The 17,675-nt window shown below is 38.6% G+C and carries 11 protein-coding genes; 5 read left to right on the forward strand and 6 right to left on the reverse strand.

What is annotated here, in order from left to right; all coding sequences use genetic code 11:
* Position 1: 1 nt before the first annotated feature.
* The 4 genes from ACY2A0_RS06230 to ACY2A0_RS06245 form a co-directional block, all read right to left on the reverse strand.
* Complete coding sequence (locus tag ACY2A0_RS06230; RefSeq protein ID WP_461788705.1) at positions 2 to 3,427, reverse strand: hypothetical protein; 3,426 nt, start codon at positions 3,425 to 3,427, stop codon at positions 2 to 4.
* A 9-nt stretch (positions 3,428 to 3,436) separates the two neighbouring features.
* Positions 3,437 to 4,561, reverse strand: coding sequence for a hypothetical protein (locus ACY2A0_RS06235; RefSeq protein WP_461788706.1), 1,125 nt, complete (start codon positions 4,559 to 4,561; stop codon positions 3,437 to 3,439).
* Between the two features lie 1,409 nt (positions 4,562 to 5,970).
* The gene (lipB, locus tag ACY2A0_RS06240; RefSeq protein ID WP_461788707.1) at positions 5,971 to 6,666 is read right to left on the reverse strand and encodes a lipoyl(octanoyl) transferase LipB; all 696 of its coding nucleotides are present in this window, start codon (positions 6,664 to 6,666) and stop codon (positions 5,971 to 5,973) included.
* A gap of 101 nt (positions 6,667 to 6,767) precedes the next feature.
* Positions 6,768 to 7,415 carry a 4'-phosphopantetheinyl transferase family protein gene (locus ACY2A0_RS06245; RefSeq protein WP_461788708.1) on the reverse strand — a complete coding sequence of 216 codons (648 nt, stop codon included), beginning with the start codon at positions 7,413 to 7,415 and terminating at the stop codon, positions 6,768 to 6,770.
* A 171-nt stretch (positions 7,416 to 7,586) separates the two neighbouring features.
* Here ACY2A0_RS06245 and dcd point away from each other — a divergent pair, with 171 nt between their 5' ends.
* The 5 genes from dcd to ACY2A0_RS06270 all read left to right on the forward strand — a co-directional run bounded on the left by dcd (position 7,587) and on the right by ACY2A0_RS06270 (position 15,043).
* Positions 7,587 to 8,123, forward strand: a complete 537-nt coding sequence (gene dcd / locus ACY2A0_RS06250; RefSeq protein ID WP_461788709.1) for a dCTP deaminase — start codon at positions 7,587 to 7,589, stop codon at positions 8,121 to 8,123.
* Positions 8,124 to 8,331: 208 nt separating this feature from the next.
* A complete protein-coding gene (locus ACY2A0_RS06255) occupies positions 8,332 to 11,019 on the forward strand; it encodes a TonB-dependent receptor plug domain-containing protein (RefSeq protein WP_461791292.1) in 2,688 nt (895 codons plus the stop codon).
* 7 nt (positions 11,020 to 11,026) lie between these two features.
* Positions 11,027 to 13,279 (forward strand): hypothetical protein, encoded by a 2,253-nt coding sequence (locus tag ACY2A0_RS06260; RefSeq protein WP_461788711.1) that lies wholly within the window; start codon positions 11,027 to 11,029, stop codon positions 13,277 to 13,279.
* A gap of 59 nt (positions 13,280 to 13,338) precedes the next feature.
* On the forward strand, positions 13,339 to 14,121 hold the full coding sequence (locus tag ACY2A0_RS06265) for an enoyl-CoA hydratase/isomerase family protein (protein WP_461788712.1): 783 nt from the start codon (positions 13,339 to 13,341) through the stop codon (positions 14,119 to 14,121).
* Positions 14,122 to 14,167: 46 nt separating this feature from the next.
* Positions 14,168 to 15,043: an SDR family oxidoreductase gene (locus tag ACY2A0_RS06270; protein WP_461788713.1), complete on the forward strand. Its 876-nt coding sequence runs from the start codon at positions 14,168 to 14,170 to the stop codon at positions 15,041 to 15,043.
* A gap of 23 nt (positions 15,044 to 15,066) precedes the next feature.
* On the opposite strand, the gene ACY2A0_RS06275 is transcribed toward ACY2A0_RS06270, so the two are convergent.
* Together ACY2A0_RS06275 and ACY2A0_RS06280 are read right to left on the reverse strand one after the other, a co-directional pair.
* Positions 15,067 to 16,011 (reverse strand): Smr/MutS family protein, encoded by a 945-nt coding sequence (locus ACY2A0_RS06275; RefSeq protein WP_461788714.1) that lies wholly within the window; start codon positions 16,009 to 16,011, stop codon positions 15,067 to 15,069.
* 223 nt (positions 16,012 to 16,234) lie between these two features.
* Entirely contained in the window at positions 16,235 to 17,281 is a 1,047-nt protein-coding gene (locus ACY2A0_RS06280; protein ID WP_461788715.1) for a 3-oxoacyl-ACP synthase III family protein, read from the reverse strand.
* Between the last annotated feature and the right edge of the window lie 394 nt (positions 17,282 to 17,675).

Here is a 17,675-nt window from a genome sequence, read left to right on the forward strand (position 1 = left end):
ATTATTGGGGCCCTACGTACACTTTGCTTTCCCTGATATTTTTCTTATAGTCGCGTGTACCGATAGGCCTTCCCTCCTGATCAAAATCGTTGATGCTGATCATACCATTGGGGGCCGTATTGTAGGTACGTAGGAAATAGTCCGATAATGATGAGGTATTGTAAAGATAGGCTGTGGCCGTAATGCTGCCATTTTCAGGAAAGATCATTAGGTTGTCAACTCGTGCATTAGAAAGCAGGAACATAATACTATTAAATGTCGAGGTTATTTCTACCTCAAAATCATACAATTTCCAATCTGCACTTAAGTTAGAGGGGATTTCACCTTCTTGCCAGCTAGGATCCAAATTTGCGGAGTTTCCGTTATATACAATTAAACTTCCATTTCCCTTAGCCCAAACTTTGATATGATATCTACCTACTGGCATATAAATACGAAAGTCATTGCCGACAACATTTTTTCCACTAATAGCATCTGAATTGGTAATGACATTGCTACCCTGAAGATTGAGATGTGTATTATTGAACATATCATTCCCATCGTAACCAGTTTCATCAAAATCAGTATTCCGTTCATTCTCCTCAAATGAAAAATACTTGAACTGATCATATTCACCATTATTAAAAGTTGCGATAAGCTGTTGATATTTATCATAGAGGTAATGTGTCTTCACCCCAAACTCGTCAACCTCCGTCGACAAATTACCATAGCTATTGATATTTTTTTCTCCTACCAGCTCCAAGCCTCTGCCCGGTTGCACATTAAGTGTTTTGTTATAAGCAGGAATACTCTCCATCATAGGTCCGGTTAGCTTGGAATTATAAATTTTAGATAAGCGGAAACGACTAAGCGGCAAGGTAGCATCTTCGGATAAATAATTATAGTCGGTATGTGAGAGCACCAAAGGACTTTTAACATATTCATACGCCTTAGCCTCTAAAAGTCTCCTAGTATAATTATTATTCGTCCCTTCTTTAAAATACTTATGTTTTTCTATTAAGGTCGGTAGATTATAATCGTCTAAGTAGTAATAGTAATATGTACTTTTGTAACTTCCCATACCCATGCAATCATTCTCGCAAATAATTTTAGCATATAACTGATTATAAACATTATATTCGTAAAGTTCGCTTTTAGAAGTATATTTCGTTACTGGACTATTTAAATCGTATTCTCTTATCGTATTACTAATTAAATTCACATATCCTTTTGCGGTATAGAAGTTTTGTACAATATATTTTTTAGAAATATTATACACGCCTTCATAAGGGATCCAAGCATGGCTTAGTCCATAAACATCCACTTTTAATGATCTGGAATCTAGAAATTGTGAAATTTCATATTCTTTGATCTGCTCCCTTATAATCTTATTATATTTATTATATTCTATTATATTTTTCACATGGCCTACAACCCAAAGAGGCATATCCATATAAATATCAACCGGATAATCATAATGCGTAGGCTTAAAATCATTATGTATGTCGTCTACTCCAGTGTAAGTGTACTGTATGCTTTTGTACAATTCATAACCACTTCCATTGAATTGGAATTGTTTTTCCTTAACCGCATTATATCCAATCAAATTAGCACTAATTGAGTTATGACCTAGACCATTTACAATATAATAGTCGGTATTGATGGGTGCCGGATAAGCAGATTGGTAATTATGAAAGTATTTCACTAATTTAGGAGTGTTTCCAAAAAAACCTGAAGACTTCGTAGTGTCGCTCGTATTCTTATAACTATATTCAATTACTTTATTGTTCATTGAATTAGTAGGATCTATAATACTATGCCTTTTTATTCTTATCCCCCCTATGGTCATCGTTGACCCCAAACTATCTCGTTGATTCGGTTCATAAATAAAATGTTCATAGCCACCATTTCTATAATTAACCTTTTTTAACATACCCATATGTGTAAAAGTTGAGTTGGGTAATCTATTATCTAACGGTAAGTTGGAAAGCGTCGTCGGGAAGTTGTTCATATCACCATTTGGATAGCCAAAATGGTCTGCTGATTTCATTACCTTATTGGGATCAGCAATCATTATTTCTTCGTTAGCAATATTATCATGATAATATTCAAAACCATTTACTTGTTTTCCGTTATCATCAAAGGACTTTAGGTACCATTTATAAAATTGACGAGGACTGATGTAGCTATTCTGATTATAAACTAGCGACTCATATTTAAGATTACCATTGTTCAACTTAGGAGAATAATACTTAAAATCGTACCTTTTGGTTAAAATGTTGTGATTTTTAAAGATCTCCACATCCTTTAACAATCCAATTTGCTGACCTTGGTTTTTACCTGAGGTAAACTCATACTCATAATTAAACTTGATGAAAGTACTATCCGGAAATGTGATAGATTTAGGAGTGGATATGATTGTACTGGCAGAAAAATCTCGTTCACCGTAATACTCTACAAAATAATTATAACGTTGAGGTAATTTTGTAATCACAGGGTATTTCATTCCAGTCCCAAGAGAAGGTATAACTTCCTTTAGATTAATTTTATAATAATCGAAAACAATGGCATTTCTAAATTTACGCTCTTCACCTACTACCGGATACTGCGGAATGATCATTTTCAACTGCCAAGCATCTATTTCAGGATTGTCTTTTACAGTCTGCCCATCACTCAAACTTTCGTAGGTAATATCTGCCTTTTCAAAAAAATAGGTGTTTGCATATTCATCCGTGATTGTAAAAGCCCCAATGGTAGGTGTTTGCTTTCCAGAAAATGCCAGCGTGTCTTTATTCAGTTCATAATCAAAATAAACATTAATTTTAATATTTAAAGTTGGGAAAGTCTGAGCCTTAATGACACCATCTTGATTAAACAATACGAATTTCCCGGATCTTCCCATATAATTGAAACTGAAGACGTCTTTTGCATTGTCAATATAATTAAAGTATATATTAGAGAGTGTGTCATTTCCGTTTATATCAAATAGATAAACTTGATTATCAGGCAACTGAAATTCTTGTGTCGACTTCAAGAACAATGAGCCCGTGTAATCATGATTATTGATCAAATTACCAGTCTCTGGATCTCTATAGCCACCGTAATTAAAATGGTCTTCATCTGCTCTACCCCTTTTTTCTCGCACAATCATGCCACCCACATCCATTTTCCAGCCCTTGCCTATGATACTTCCTGGATTGTAGATTTTTAAACCATTGCCACCGTCATAATCAAAGGAAAGATTATAGGTAAAGGCATTCATGTTCTTGGTAAACAAAGGGTAACTTTTGGATACCTGTCCTTTGGAAAGCGCCTTGGGTGTATTGAAAAAAGAACTTACTGCATCACCGATAGTAGGATTTTGAACTACATTCGAGCCCAGTTCTTGTGCACGTACCTGTACTAATGCTCCCAGCATGAGCACAGCCATCAAAATAGATCTCAACATAAGTGCCGCCTATTTTTTATCCTTCAATAAACTATCGATGGTTTTTTGCTGTTGGATTAGGTAGAGCGTAAGCTCTTCGACTTTCTTCAACAGGATCCTATTCATCTCGCCCAGAGAGATATCGCCCGTAGCCTTTACCTCTTTTTCTGAAGGTACGCCCGGCAGGTGCTTATTCGTCTTAATGAATTGCTCTACCTCAGCCAAGCTAGGTAGCTGATAGCCCTTCGCAAACACATAGTCGGGCCAGTTGCCCTGTAGTTTCACCTTAATCTCTTCGGCAATCATATTCCCTGCAACGGCCAGTTTGTAGCCCTTTGAATCGCTGGTACCGATAGAAACGTTACCCGTGAAAGTCTTGATGCCCCCGATTTCCTCGTTACCATTTTTATGAACGTATAAATGATCTAAGTTGCGAAGACTATTGATAAAAGCAATGTTATTAGCGCCAGAACCCGCACCCCAAGTTAAGGAAATTTGGGTCTCAGAAGAGCTATTAATCCCTTCTAATGCATTATAGTCCGCAAGTGAGATGGTATTATTTTTAGTATAAAGAAATTCATTATTACCAGTGGGGCTGATTCTATAGGTATACATTTTTGGACCGGTAACGGCATTATAGGTCACATTACTGCTATTTATCCCAAAGGCAAAAGTATGTATGGCGTTTTCTATACCAGTAATTGTACCTGTTTTGATCATTACCATATCATAGTTAGTAATATTAAAGGAGTCATTCATACTTTCATAGCTTAAATAATCTGTATCTCCAATTCTAAGATCCAACACCTTGTCCGATGGGTCCTCGTCCTGTACATATGCGGTATAACCAACAGGCCATCTTCTTAATACAATCAACGTTCCAGCTCTCATGGAGCTCCAAAAAGGGGTATTTTTGAATTTAATCGCAGCACCGTCAGCCAACGTAGTAGCTGTGGCATTCCCTCCATAGAAGTCTTTGACTATCATATTACGCATGTCCAAATAGTCTTGGATGACCAGTAATTCGATAACATCACCTTGACCAGCAGGGGAAGTTACCCCAGAATTGTAGATTTTGTTGATGACCACACTTTGTGCATAGCTCACTGATAGACATAGGGATGTCAGAAGCGTGAGGAATAATTTAGATTTCATGAATTGAGATTTAGATGGTTTTATTAGATAGTCTGACAACCTAGCTATAGGGACCGCATTTTTTTCAAAAAAAAACAAGCCTAAAAATTCTTTTCTAGTGTGCCTGTTTATTTATAAGGCTAAGAAAATTTATCGCCCAGTGTGCGAAAGTCCATAATTAACCGTCCTGTAAGCTCTACATGGTAGAAAATCTACGCAAAATTATTATAAGTTGCTATTACCTTGAGTTCTACTTGATACCGGAGAAAAGAGCCTTGCCCAACCCGTGCCTTAATTGATCAATCCAAAAAACAATAAATAAGGCGCCGCAAACAAGTATAGATCATCCATCACATCGGCACAAATACAGTAGTTAAGTGTGATTTTGCGTTGCCAATTACCAAAACCGCCAACAGTAAAGTTCAGTTTTACTGTGCAAAAGGCAAAACAAAACATGCACTTAACAAAAGTTATTGTAAGTAAACGGTGCCTATACAAAGCCCAAAGACGTTGCGTTAAGTGTACCGCTACCTTGGGTCATTATAGCAGAAAGATTATAAATATTCAAGTATCGATATGATAAATCAATCCCATTGTGATGACATAATGTCTGACCTTGACGGTCATCTGCTCGCCATTACCCCTCAAAAAATTGGCATCTATTTTGCTAATGTATTGATTCCTAATATACAAATTATTCAATATCTCAGCAACAGATTGTGTAAAGTCCTTGTCATCCACTTCCGTATTTACTTTATTGGTTCATTTTTATAGAATTTTTCCGTTGGAAACAGATACGAGTCGCTCACGTTTGGCCCACCATTCTTATATATTGCTTCGACCTTAAAAAGGTATCTGAGAGGCGTATCGAAACCTACGCATACTGTATTAGGTTGATTGTATACATCGAAGGAGAGCTATTACGAAGCGGGTAAGATACTTATCCGAAACAGAGCAGCGTAAACTCATTATGTTTAGCAGCTAATTGACGTGAGTTCTGAATAAAAAATGAATTTAAGTATTATATTCAGTGGTTAACGGATGAAATGTTGGTTTTTTAAGGTTCTGTCGCTTGGCGGAAAAAATTTTTTCCTGTAGCTGAAAAAAGTATGCAAAACCGAAGCATTAGCGTAGCTCGTTTATACATTCAAAAAAATTAAAGATCATAGTTAAAAAGCGACGACTGCGCCTGATACTATTAAAGTTTTTGCTTGGGCAAAATGTTGTCATCGGCATCAGCCAAGATGATTTTAGGCTAAACGAGGAAATAGTGCTTGGGCTGGTTTCAATCCTAACCTATGCTTGTTATACCGAACTCACGTTATAAAGCTTTTTTATGTTGAGCTTCAGGCCCTCTAATTAGCAAGGTTTCAAAAAGTTTCTTCGCTATGCTTAGAATGCCAAAACTCCTCAACTTAATGTGATACGCTCTAAACCAACTCCATTTCAAAAAGCTTAGCAATATGCCCTTTCAATTTTGTCTTTACTTCTTCCATATCCAGTTCTCGACCTAACTCCCGCTGCATAGAGGTAACGTCTTTATCATCAATGCCACAGGGCACAATGTTTTTAAAGTAAGCCAAATCTGCATTCACGTTAAAGGCAAATCCATGCATGGTTACCCAACGGCTACAGCGAACGCCCATGGCACATATTTTCCTCGCTTTTTCATTATCTGCGTCAAGCCAAACACCGGTGTATCCTTCATATCGACCAGCTGCAATGCCGTAATCAGCCAAGGTTAAAATGACGGCTTCTTCCAATGTACGCAAGTACAAGTGAATATCCGTAAAGAAATTATCAAGATCCAAGATGGGATACCCTACAATTTGACCAGGTCCGTGATAAGTAATATCCCCACCTCGGTTAATTTTATAATAAGTAGCCTGCTTATCGCTTAAACCTTGCTCATCTAGCAACAAGTTTTCGGGCTTGCCGCTCTTACCTAAAGTATACACATGTGGATGCTCGTTGAAAATAAGATAATTGGGCGTTTCAACAGCTGTATTTTCAGTTCTATTCTTCGTTTTCAAAGCTACCGTTTCGTTAAAAACAGCCTCCTGTCTATCCCACGCCTCCTGGTAATCAGTCAAGCCCCAATCAATATATTTTACTTTTTTGTTCATTTTTTTGTTGAGTATTTAGTAGTTAGACATTAGTAGTTAGACCTATAGCAGATGTACGTTTGGTCATTCTCTAATTTACTCATTCAAAATTCATTCATTTCCTACCCAATTACGTAAGCTAGCATATACCCATCTACCGTTTTAAAGTAATTCACTTCTAGTTCTCTAGTGCCTTCAGGTAGTTCTACTAAAGTATGTAAATCTCCTTCCTCACGCAGTTTAAATGGTTTGATATGAATATCTCTTTTAAATTCCAACTCCTTTTTACCATGCCATTTATAGATGGCCTCTTTAGCGCACCAGCATACGTACAAACCGTCAATATTATTGCCAATCTGTTTTTGGGCAAGCTCCACGTCTGATAGGAACTTATGCCTAACCAGCTTGATTTTATGCTTGATCATCTCCATATCTAAGCCTACCTTTTTCGTGCTATCTCTACTGATCATCACGGCTGCGTAATCATAAGAATGGCTTAAGGAAATGTGATAATCGTAATTCACCAGATAGGGTTTCCCATGGTCATCCATTTGGCAATCTATATACTCTTTGGTATCTAGCATAGTTCGTAGCAACAAACGAGTACTCAACCACTGCAGAGCTCTCTTATCACTCTTAAAAGATTCAATGACATCAATCTCGTGTTGTTTGAGTTGCAAGCCAGACAGGAGTTGGTCGTGGCTTTCCTCTATTTTCCACACCGAAAGCTCGGTATGTTCATCAATTTTTAAATCAAAAACTATGGGCATCCTCTATTTAGAAAATCAGTACAAAAGTAAGCAAATTTTAGCATTATACGGACGCAATAGATTTAAACGTAAGCAAATGTTTACCACTATAATTAAAGCGTTAAAAATGCCGGCATTCTACCCTTTGCCCTTTCCTAATTTTACCCTAATTTAGTCGAAAAAAACTATAAAATGATACTATCAGACAAACGCATACTCGAAGAGATTGATAAAGGTACCATCATCATAGAACCATTTAAACCGGAGTGTTTAGGTACCAACTCTTATGACGTACACTTGGGCAAATATTTAGCCACTTACAAGGATCGCGTTTTGGACGCCAAAAGTCACAACAAGATTGAGCATTTTGAAATCCCAAAGGACGGGTTTGTATTGCAGCCTGGCACTTTGTACTTAGGTGTTACCGTAGAGTATACAGAAACTCACAACCACGTGCCTTTTTTGGAAGGGAAAAGCAGTACCGGCCGATTGGGGATTGACATACATGCTACAGCAGGCAAAGGCGATGTGGGTTTCTGCAACACTTGGACGCTGGAAATTTCATGCGTTCAGCCAGTGCGGATTTACGCTGGAATGCCTATCGGACAACTGATTTATTTTGTAGTTGAAGGACAAATTGACAATATGTACAATGCCAAAAGCAGCGCTAAATACAACCACAAAACTACCCGTCCAGTAGAAAGTATGATGTGGAAAAATAATTTTTAAAAACTTTTGAACCTTGTAACTAAAATGATAGTCTATATTTAGTAATTTAACAAAGTCAATTCGTAAATTAAGTTTTATAAACCTCAAACAAAACAAACCGAAGAATGCCTTTAGGCAAGTGACTTAAATTTTATTGATAATGAAACCAACGGATTCACGCACTCCAAAGTCCAGTAAGTTTCGTAGCGACTTAACATGAAACAACTGAATGAAAACTAAATTTTTCAAACTGGGCTTGGTGCTATTAGGCATATTGAGCTCCTCTTTAACTTGGGCGCAAAATGCGAACCTAACTGGCTTGGTTAAAAAACTTGATGAGGTATCTGGGAAAAACGCCCAAGAGAAGGTGTACCTGCATTTAGATAAACCTTATTACGCAGTAGGCGATGATATTTGGTTCAAGGCCTACACCATTAATGCCAAAACAGGATTGCCCTCTACAATTAGCGGCTTGCTTTATGTGGAACTGATCAACGAAAAAGACTCATTAACCAAACAGCTCAAACTTCCGATGAGAAGTGGCATTGCCTGGGGAGATTTCAAGCTAACCGACTCGTTAACAGAGGGAAATTATCGCATCAGAGCGTATACCCAGTGGATGCGTAATGCGGGCTCGGACTTCTTTTTTGACAAAACGGTCAAAATCGGTAATTCTTGGGCCAATAAGGTATTTACGAAATCTAACAATGTCTTATCAACAGAAAACAACCAGCAAAAAGTAACCACAACAATACAGTTTACAGATAAGCAAGACCTACCTTATGCCAACGCACCGGTAAATTACGAGGTAAAATTGGGCAGCAAAACTATAGAAAGAGGAAAAGGCACCACCAATACTCGTGGCGAAATTATTGTTACTGCGATAAACAAACAACCTGATGCGTTGAAAAGCGGACATATTATTGCAAATATCACCCTTCCTAATAAGCAAATAATTACCAAAGAAATACCACTCAAAACCACGAACACCGAAATTGATGTACAGTTTTTACCGGAAAGCGGAAAGCTAGTTGCCGGACTACCTAATAAACTGGGTGTTAAGGCTATAAACAGCAGTGGACTGGGCGAATTCACCAGCGGGGTTATTGTAAATAGCGAAGGGATCGAAGTATCAAAGTTCGAAACAAATAAATTGGGAATCGGATCTTTTTTCATCAATCCGGCTGTAGGAGAAACTTATAAGGCTACGCTTACGTTCAGCAATGGCGCAAGCAAAACGATGAGCTTACCCGTTGCCGAGAAAAGTGGCACAGTATTGTCAGTAGGCAATTTAGATAGTAATAAACTGTCGCTAAAAATCTATATTTCAGAAGAATTATTGAACAAGGAGGATTACGTTCTTTTAGCCCAGCACAACGGTGTGGTTTATTTTTCAACTCCAGTTTCTTCAGCAAAACAGGTAACATCGTTATCGGTTCCTAAAGACAGCCTTCCCTCCGGAATCATCCAGCTATCTCTTCTTTCTTCTTCCTTTATACCGTTAAATGAACGAATTGTTTTCGTAAACAACACACACGATAAAATAGATGTAAAGCCCGAAAATCTTAAGGAAAATTACGCAAAAAGAAGTAAGGTTGATTTATCATTAGCCGCTACCAACGATGGAAAACCCGTACAGGGCAGTTTTTCCGTGGCAGTGACCAATACCGCGGCCGTTAAACCCGATCCTGAGAACGAAACTAATATCCTTACCAAGTTACTGCTAACTTCCGACTTGGCTGGTTACGTTGAAAAACCCAATCACTATTTCCTTAATAACGATAGAAACACCAGGTTTGAACTGGACAATTTACTACTTACCCAAGGATGGCGCAAAGTAGATTGGAAACAAGTGGTGTCTGGAGAATCGACAGAAAAATTTCCAGCAGAAAAAAAGCTGCAGATCAGCGGAACAGTAATTAAAGGTGGCAAACCAGTGGTAAAAGGCAAAGTGAGCCTAGTTTCTTTCTCTGGCGGATTTTTTATGACTGACACGTTAACCGATGAAAAAGGTCATTTCAATTTCGATAAGATTGAATTTTTGGATGGTACCAAATTTGTAGTGCAAGCCCGAACTGAAAAAGACAAGAAATATGTAGAAATCGAAATGGATATTGTTCCGGGCCAAACGGTAAATAAAAATCCGAACACTGGCGATATCGAAGTAAACATTAATCAAGCTCTAGCTGGATATTTGGATGCCAGCGGCAAATACTTTGATGACCAGACCAAACGTGGTTTGTTAAACCGAACCATTTTGCTAGACGCTGTAAATATTGTTGAGAAGAAAAAACCGACCTATAACTCATCAAACATTGGCGGCGCAGGAAATGCGGATGCGGTAATTACGGCTAAAGATTTAGAAACCGCATTCTCATTATCACAATACTTACAAGGTCGTATTGCTGGAGTACAAATACGCGATGGGCAAGCTTATGCCAGAGGCGGGCAGAGTCCTATGCGAATATCATTAGATGGAATGCTGATGGATGGTGACTCCTTCAATTTAGATGATATCGTAGTACAGGATATTGAAACTGTTGAAGTTTTGAAAAGCATAGGCACAACCGCTATTTACGGCATGCAAGGAGGTTCCGGTGTAATTGTTATCAACACCAAACGTGGCGATGGAATGAGATCAGTAAATAGTTACACACCAGGATTAATTAGCTACGTTCCAAAAGGTTATTCGGTAGTGAGAGAATTTTATTCTCCAAAATACGATGTTAAACCAGATAGCAGACCCGACTTAAGAACAACCGTATTTTGGGAACCACAAATGGTTAGCGATCCTAATGGCAAAGCAAAACTTACTTACTTCAACACCGATGTACCGGGAATTTATCGTGTGGTAATTGAAGGTATTGACGTGCAGGGAAATTTAGCAAGAAAAGTGTTAACGTACGAGGTAAAATAATAAGTAGATGGATTACAAACGCTTTCTTCCGCTTTTACTTTTAGCGGTGTTAATAGAAACTGCTGATGCGCAGGATAAAAACCAATCGAACCAAACATCAAGTGAAATTTTAAATGCAGACAGCCAAGAAAAGGTTGATCTGCATCTAGACAAGCCATATTATGCGATAGGCGATGATATTTGGTTTAAGGCCTATGTAACTATTGCTAAGGATAACAAACCAACAGCAATTAGTGGTATTTTGTATGTAGAACTTATAGAAGATAATGGAAATCCGGTACAACAATTAACACTTCCATTGCAAAGCGGCGTGTCTTGGGGGATGTTAAAAACAACTGGTTTAAGCCAAGAAAAAAAATATAGCATTAGGGCTTATACCAAGTGGATGAGAAATATACCATCATCTTTTTATAACAAGACACTTCAAATACAGGGGCAAACTTTAGGTCAAACGGCCCTAGCAAACAAATCTGCAATTAACTTTTTCCCAGAAGGAGGTAGATTAATAGACGGCATTCCAACAAAGGTAGTCCTAAAAATAGAGGCACAATTAAAAACTGAAAAAGGTTTAGTTATCAACCAATCGGGAGATGAATTAGCATCATTTAATGTAGGAAAGAACAGTTTAACCCATGTTTTCATCACTCCAAAAAAAGACGAAAAATATTTCGCCAGTATAACGCTTGAAAACGGGGAGACCATAAAGCAGCAATTGCCAACAGTTCAAACTTCTGGAGCGTTGGTTAGTGTAAGAGATATTGATACCAATAGAGTATCTATGAGGGTGTACTTAACGCAGGACTTACTTAAACAGGGTATTATAACCTTAAATGTAAAAAAGGAAAATGAAGTTTTGTTGAGCACAAATATTCCAGCCGATAAGCCAACGAGCATCATCAATATTCCTCTGAATGATCTTGTATCGGGCACTTTACGTATTTCGCTAGTCTCCAGCAAAAACGAAGTTTTATCCGAAAGGCCAATTGCGATCAATTCTTCATTAAACAAGATAACAGTAAGTATTCCGGATATTAAGGAAACCTACAACGCTAAAGACCAAACCACTTTTACGTTGTCTGCAAGCCAGAATGCTGCGCCAATTAGAGGAAGCTTTTCGGTAGCGGTTAATTATAGCAACAAAGCTTTTGATCCGCAGAGCGACCAAGGGAACTGGAAAGATTACGATGACATTGTGTTAAGTCAACATTTTGAGCAACCTCCGTTTGAAACCAAAGCTGTCACACAGAAATACACGCCCGAGAAAAATCTCGAAATAAATGGGAAAGTATTACGAGATAAAAAACCTAGCAAAGGTGTTAAAGTATCTCTTTACTCCATTACTGGACCGTTTACTACAATGGATGCGATTAGTGACAATGATGGTCGCTTTACTTTCTCGCCAGTTAATTTTTTTGAGGGCACTAGATTTGCCATAAAAGCAAATGGGGCATTTCAGGTATCGATAGATGCCGACTCGACGAATTTTCATAACCTCGAGTATCAAAATAATTTGACAACACAAGGTACGAATACCAACATAAATAAAGTAGCAACGCCCAACCCAGATAAAAAAGCCACTACATTAAAACAAGTTGAAATTGTGGGCAAAACCAGCAAGGCGTCGCCCTTGTCGTCGAATATGAATGGACCAGGTATGGCAGACCATGTTTTTAATTCAAAAGATATGGAGAGATCTGTTTCTCTTGAGCAATTTATAGATACCAACGTGCCATCTCTGCAACGTATTGGAGATCCTACTGATTTTAAATATTATCTCAGAAGGAATGCAGCCAACGTAGATGAAGAAGGCTTATTATCTAGTCCCGACCCCGTAGTTATTATGGTTGACGGCGTGCCTAACGCTGGAGGAGTGGAAAACTTAACTATAGATGATGTAGAAAGTTTAGAGGTACTTAAATCTGCGGAGTATTCTGCCGTATACGGTGCTCCAGGAGGCTTAATCATTATTACCACCAAAAGAGGACGAAATGCAGGGCAAAACATCAGTTCCATAGGCAAGCCAGTAGTAGTATCCCCAAGGGGCTTTTCAAAAACTCCAGATTTCCACCAGAGCACAAATACATCTAACCCTACTTATAGCACTATATTTTGGAATCCAAATATCATTACTGATATCAGCGGGAAAGCAACCATTACTTACGCCAATCTTAACACCCCAGGATTTTATAAAATTATAATAAACGGCATTGATGCGGATGGAAATTTTGCCAGAAAAGTAGTCACTTACGAAGTAAAATAGGAGGCCCTCAATTTTATGCTTGCATAATAAACTCAAACCTCTTAGCTTTATAAAACTAAATGATAGAGCTAAGAGGTATGAATACAATTTCCACATCCGTAAAAGACAGACTTGCCATTATCACGTTAAACAGAGGTAAATCCAACTCGCTAAACCGAGAAATGGTTACCGAATTAAGTGACATGCTTCACAATATAGCGGAAGATGATAATATTGGCGGTGTGATTATTACCGGAAGAGATAACTTTTTCTCTGCAGGTTTGGACTTAATTGAACTTTATCATTATAACGAAGACGAAGCAAAGCGTTTTTGGCATTTATTTCTTGACTTTACCGCAAAAATTACCGCTTTTAAAAAGCCTCTGGTAGCAGCAATTAATGGTCACAGCCCTGCTGGGGGCTGCGTAATTGCCTTAGCTTGCGATGCCCGTGTGATGGCTGAAGGAAAATACATTATAGGTTTAAATGAAGTTCCTGTGGGCATCATCGTTCCTAATAGTATTTTCTCGATGTATTCCTTTTGGCTGGGTAAGGCTAATGCTTACAGAAACTTGCTAGAAGGTAAATTATTTTCCCCAGACGAAGCTTTAACCGTTGGTTTAGTTGACGAAGTGGTGAAACCAGAAAGTATTTTAACTGCTGCCGAAAGGAAAGTTCGCAAGTACATGGCTTTCGAGGCTAACACTTGGCAACAAAGCAAGTTGAACCTACGCAAGAATCTCATCGCCGCTACAAGCGCTGATCAAAGTGAAGACTTAGAAGTGATGTTGCAACAGTGGTGGTCGCCAGCTACAAGGGCTATTTTAAAATCATTGATAGACGGGCTAAAGGCGAAAAGTTAAAATTAAAAAGCGGCTTTTCTAAATACTAATATCTAAATACTAGCAAATGTATAACCAACCCATGTTAAAAGATGATGCCTTAAAAGGCAAAACTATTGTAGTTACTGGTGGTGGAACCGGACTTGGCAAAGCGATGGGCACTTATTTTCTAAAGTTAGGTGCCAACCTAGTAATTACTAGCCGTAAGTTAGATGTGCTGCAAAAAACAGCTACAGAAATGGAAGTGGCAACTGGAGGTAAGGTTTTAGCTGTACAGTGCGATGTTAGAGATGCCGCTCAAGTTGAAAACGTATTGACTGAAACTATAGCAAAATTCGGCAGTGTTGATGTATTGGTAAACAATGCCGCGGGCAACTTCATTTCTCCTACCGAGCGTCTTTCAGCTAACGCATTTTCTAGCATTATTGATATTGTACTTAAAGGTACTGTAAATTGCACTTTAGCATTTGGCAAATATTGGATCAAGCAAAAACAAGCGGCTAGTGTGTTAAATATTGTCACTACTTATGCTTTTACTGGTTCTGCTTATGTTGTACCTTCTGCATGTGCGAAAGGCGGTGTATTGGCGCTAACCAGATCTTTAGCAGTAGAGTGGGGCAAATACGGGATTCGCACCAATGCTATTGCACCAGGACCATTCCCTACTAAAGGTGCTTGGGACAGGTTGCTTCCGGGAGATTTAGCGGAGAAGTTCGATTTTAAAAACCGTGTACCTCTAAAACGTGTGGGAGATCATCAAGAGCTAGCCAATTTAGCGGCTTTTTTAGTTAGCGATTTCTCTAACTATATCAACGGCGAAGTAATTACCATTGATGGCGGAGAATGGCTACAAGGCGCTGGCCAAATGAACGGCTTGGAGGCAATTCCATCTGAAATGTGGGATATGTTGGAGCAAATGACTAGAGGCGCTAAGGGGAGTTAATGCAGTTTTATTACTGCACTTTTCTACACTTTAAAAATCACCTCCGTAGCTCCATACCCAAACTTCTCTTTTCTTGCATCCATAAATGTACGTACTTGCGGATGCTTGCTGACTACCTTATGGATTGCATTACGCAAGGTGCCATTACCCACGCCATGAATGAAAACGATGGACTGCATTTGATGTACAATAGCGGCATCTAGTACTTCTTGGAACTTCTTCAATTGTATTTCTAAAATTTCGCTCTGCGATAAAAAATGATGGTCATCACGTAGCTTTTCAATATGTAAATCAACTTCTGATGCTGGCTTAAGTACTTTTGGCTTTTCTTGTTTTACACTGAAAAAACTTTCTTTCAATTTTTGTGCGTCAATTACCAAAGGCGCTTCATCTAATCTGATTAGCCAGCCATATTTATTGATTTCGTTAATTTGATTTTTTGCACCACTAAAATCTTTTGATTTAAATCGCTTGTGCAATTCAAGAGGTTTTTTAGGTGCAACATTGCCAGTACTGAAAAATAAAGATTGAAAGGTGAAACTAGGCCAGTTATCTAAATCGCCAAGGTTGGCGGTATAAACTTGCACACTACTTTTGGGTTGGATGACACCGGCAAAGTCTCCTTTGAAGATGCCTCCTTTTTCAGTTTTCAAGGTTAGCAGCAATTGAAACGACGTACGATTCACCAAAGTGAAATGAGCAACCACCGATCCTTTATTGTCTTCTGCAACGGCTAAATAAACTCCATCTTCAACAAATTGCTCGTCTACTTTTGTAGCAGGCATTGCGTTATTTGCGGTATCCGCATTGCTATGATGCCCATGCACATACGTCAAATTACCTACCGCTACCGGAATTTCAAAGCCGTCCTCATCGGTAACACCAACTGAGGCACTATCAATAATTCTGGTAATATAACCTTCTCTTTTTTCGTCGATGAAACGAACGTAATCGCCTATTTTGAACATTTTTAGTTGTTAGTAGTTAGATTTTAGTCCCTGAAGTCGGATGTCCGAAGTCGGAAGATATAAGTTCTTATGAATCGCATAAAGATAAGCAATCTAATATCGGATGTCCGATGTCAGAAGATATAATTTCTTATGAATTGCATAAGATAAGCGAGCTAGGAAAATGACAGAGCAACTTTACTTCAACAAACCGTAATTCGTAAATCTAAAATCGTCAATCAAATTACCATTTTATTAGCGCACTTGCCCAAGTAAAACCAGAGCCAAATGCGGCAAGACAAACTAAGTCACCTTCCTTAATTTTCCCAGCCTCCCAAGCTTCACTTAGTGCAATAGGAACGGAAGCAGCGGTAGTATTGCCGTACTTTTGAATGTTGTTGAACACCTTATCGTCGCTTAAACCTAACAACTGCTGTACATACTGGCTAATGCGCAAATTAGCCTGATGAGGCACTAACAAATCAATGTCCTTTGCAGTATAATTATTGGCGCTAAGTGCCTCGTTAATTACTTCTGGAAACTTAACTACTGCTTTTTTGAAAACCGCTGGGCCATCCATGTAAGGTAACGCAGCCCCGCTTTCAAGTTGCTCTGTAGTGATAAAAAGTCCGCCCAATTCCTGATCCGGAAACGCTGGTTTATCTTTCAACCATTTGTTGGCATGCGCTCCAGGATAGTGCATTGCTAAAATTTCGGCATCGGCACCATCACTATGCAAATGTGTGCTTAAAATACCTTGTCCATCCTTGTTTGCTCGTTGTAAAACTGCCGCTCCAGCACCATCGCCAAAAATTACAGATACATTGCGACTGCGTGTTTCAAAATCCATTGCAAACGAATGTTTCTCGCTGCCTACCACCAAAATATTTTGATACATCCCCGTTTTTATGAACTGATCAGCCACAGATAAAGCATATACAAAACCTGAGCATTGGTTACGAATATCTAAAGCACCTACTTCTTTCATCCCCATTTCTCGCTGGAGCAATACACCGCATCCCGGAAAATAATAATCAGGACTTAGTGTGGCGAAGATGATAAAATCGATGTCGCTTGTAGTTATGCCAGCACGTTCCATTGCTACTTTAGCGGCTTCGATGCCCATTGTAGTGGTAGTTTCTTCGTACCGATCTGCGAAACGACGTTCCTTAATTCCAGTACGCTCTTGGATCCACTCATCGCTAGTTTCCATGAACTTGGACAAATCGTTATTTGTATACACATTTTTAGGTACGTAGTGACCAATACCAGCTATTTTTGACCTGTACATATTTTGGGTGGTTTGATAAACAAAGATAGGTTAATTTACGATTTTAGATTGACGAATTACTATTGACCGGCACAAACGAAGGATTGCAACATCGGTTTTCCCTTTGCGCCACTTCGCGAAAGCTTTAAAATCTTTGCGGTTATTATTCACGCAAAGACAAGGAAGGGTTTCGCAAAGAACGCAAAGTCTATCCTTCTTGCTTGAGGTTTGTCAAAGTTTGCAATTAGTACGGGTCTTGGTTCTACAAACCCGATTGTAGCGGAAATACTTTTTGTTCCTGTTATGCTGAGCTTGTCGAAGCATTTTGCCTAATAGATGCTTCGACAAGCTCAGCATGACAACTATTTAACTGCAGTGCCTAACAAAAAGATTTTAACGAAAAGCGGGACTGGCG

Origin of the sequence: Pedobacter sp., assembly GCF_965249885.1 — a bacterium.
In the GTDB taxonomy this organism is placed as follows: Bacteria; Bacteroidota; Bacteroidia; order Sphingobacteriales; family Sphingobacteriaceae; genus Pedobacter.

Coding starts and splice junctions, on each gene's coding strand:
- ACY2A0_RS06230 (WP_461788705.1), bottom strand. CDS start 3,427: ATGTTGAGATCTATTTTGATGGCTGTGCTCATGCTGGGAGCATTAGTA.
- ACY2A0_RS06235 (WP_461788706.1), bottom strand. CDS start 4,561: ATGAAATCTAAATTATTCCTCACGCTTCTGACATCCCTATGTCTATCA.
- lipB (WP_461788707.1), bottom strand. CDS start 6,666: ATGAACAAAAAAGTAAAATATATTGATTGGGGCTTGACTGATTACCAG.
- ACY2A0_RS06245 (WP_461788708.1), bottom strand. CDS start 7,415: ATGCCCATAGTTTTTGATTTAAAAATTGATGAACATACCGAGCTTTCG.
- dcd (WP_461788709.1), top strand. CDS start 7,587: ATGATACTATCAGACAAACGCATACTCGAAGAGATTGATAAAGGTACC.
- ACY2A0_RS06255 (WP_461791292.1), top strand. CDS start 8,332: ATGAAAACTAAATTTTTCAAACTGGGCTTGGTGCTATTAGGCATATTG.
- ACY2A0_RS06260 (WP_461788711.1), top strand. CDS start 11,027: ATGGATTACAAACGCTTTCTTCCGCTTTTACTTTTAGCGGTGTTAATA.
- ACY2A0_RS06265 (WP_461788712.1), top strand. CDS start 13,339: ATGATAGAGCTAAGAGGTATGAATACAATTTCCACATCCGTAAAAGAC.
- ACY2A0_RS06270 (WP_461788713.1), top strand. CDS start 14,168: ATGTATAACCAACCCATGTTAAAAGATGATGCCTTAAAAGGCAAAACT.
- ACY2A0_RS06275 (WP_461788714.1), bottom strand. CDS start 16,011: ATGTTCAAAATAGGCGATTACGTTCGTTTCATCGACGAAAAAAGAGAA.
- ACY2A0_RS06280 (WP_461788715.1), bottom strand. CDS start 17,281: ATGTACAGGTCAAAAATAGCTGGTATTGGTCACTACGTACCTAAAAAT.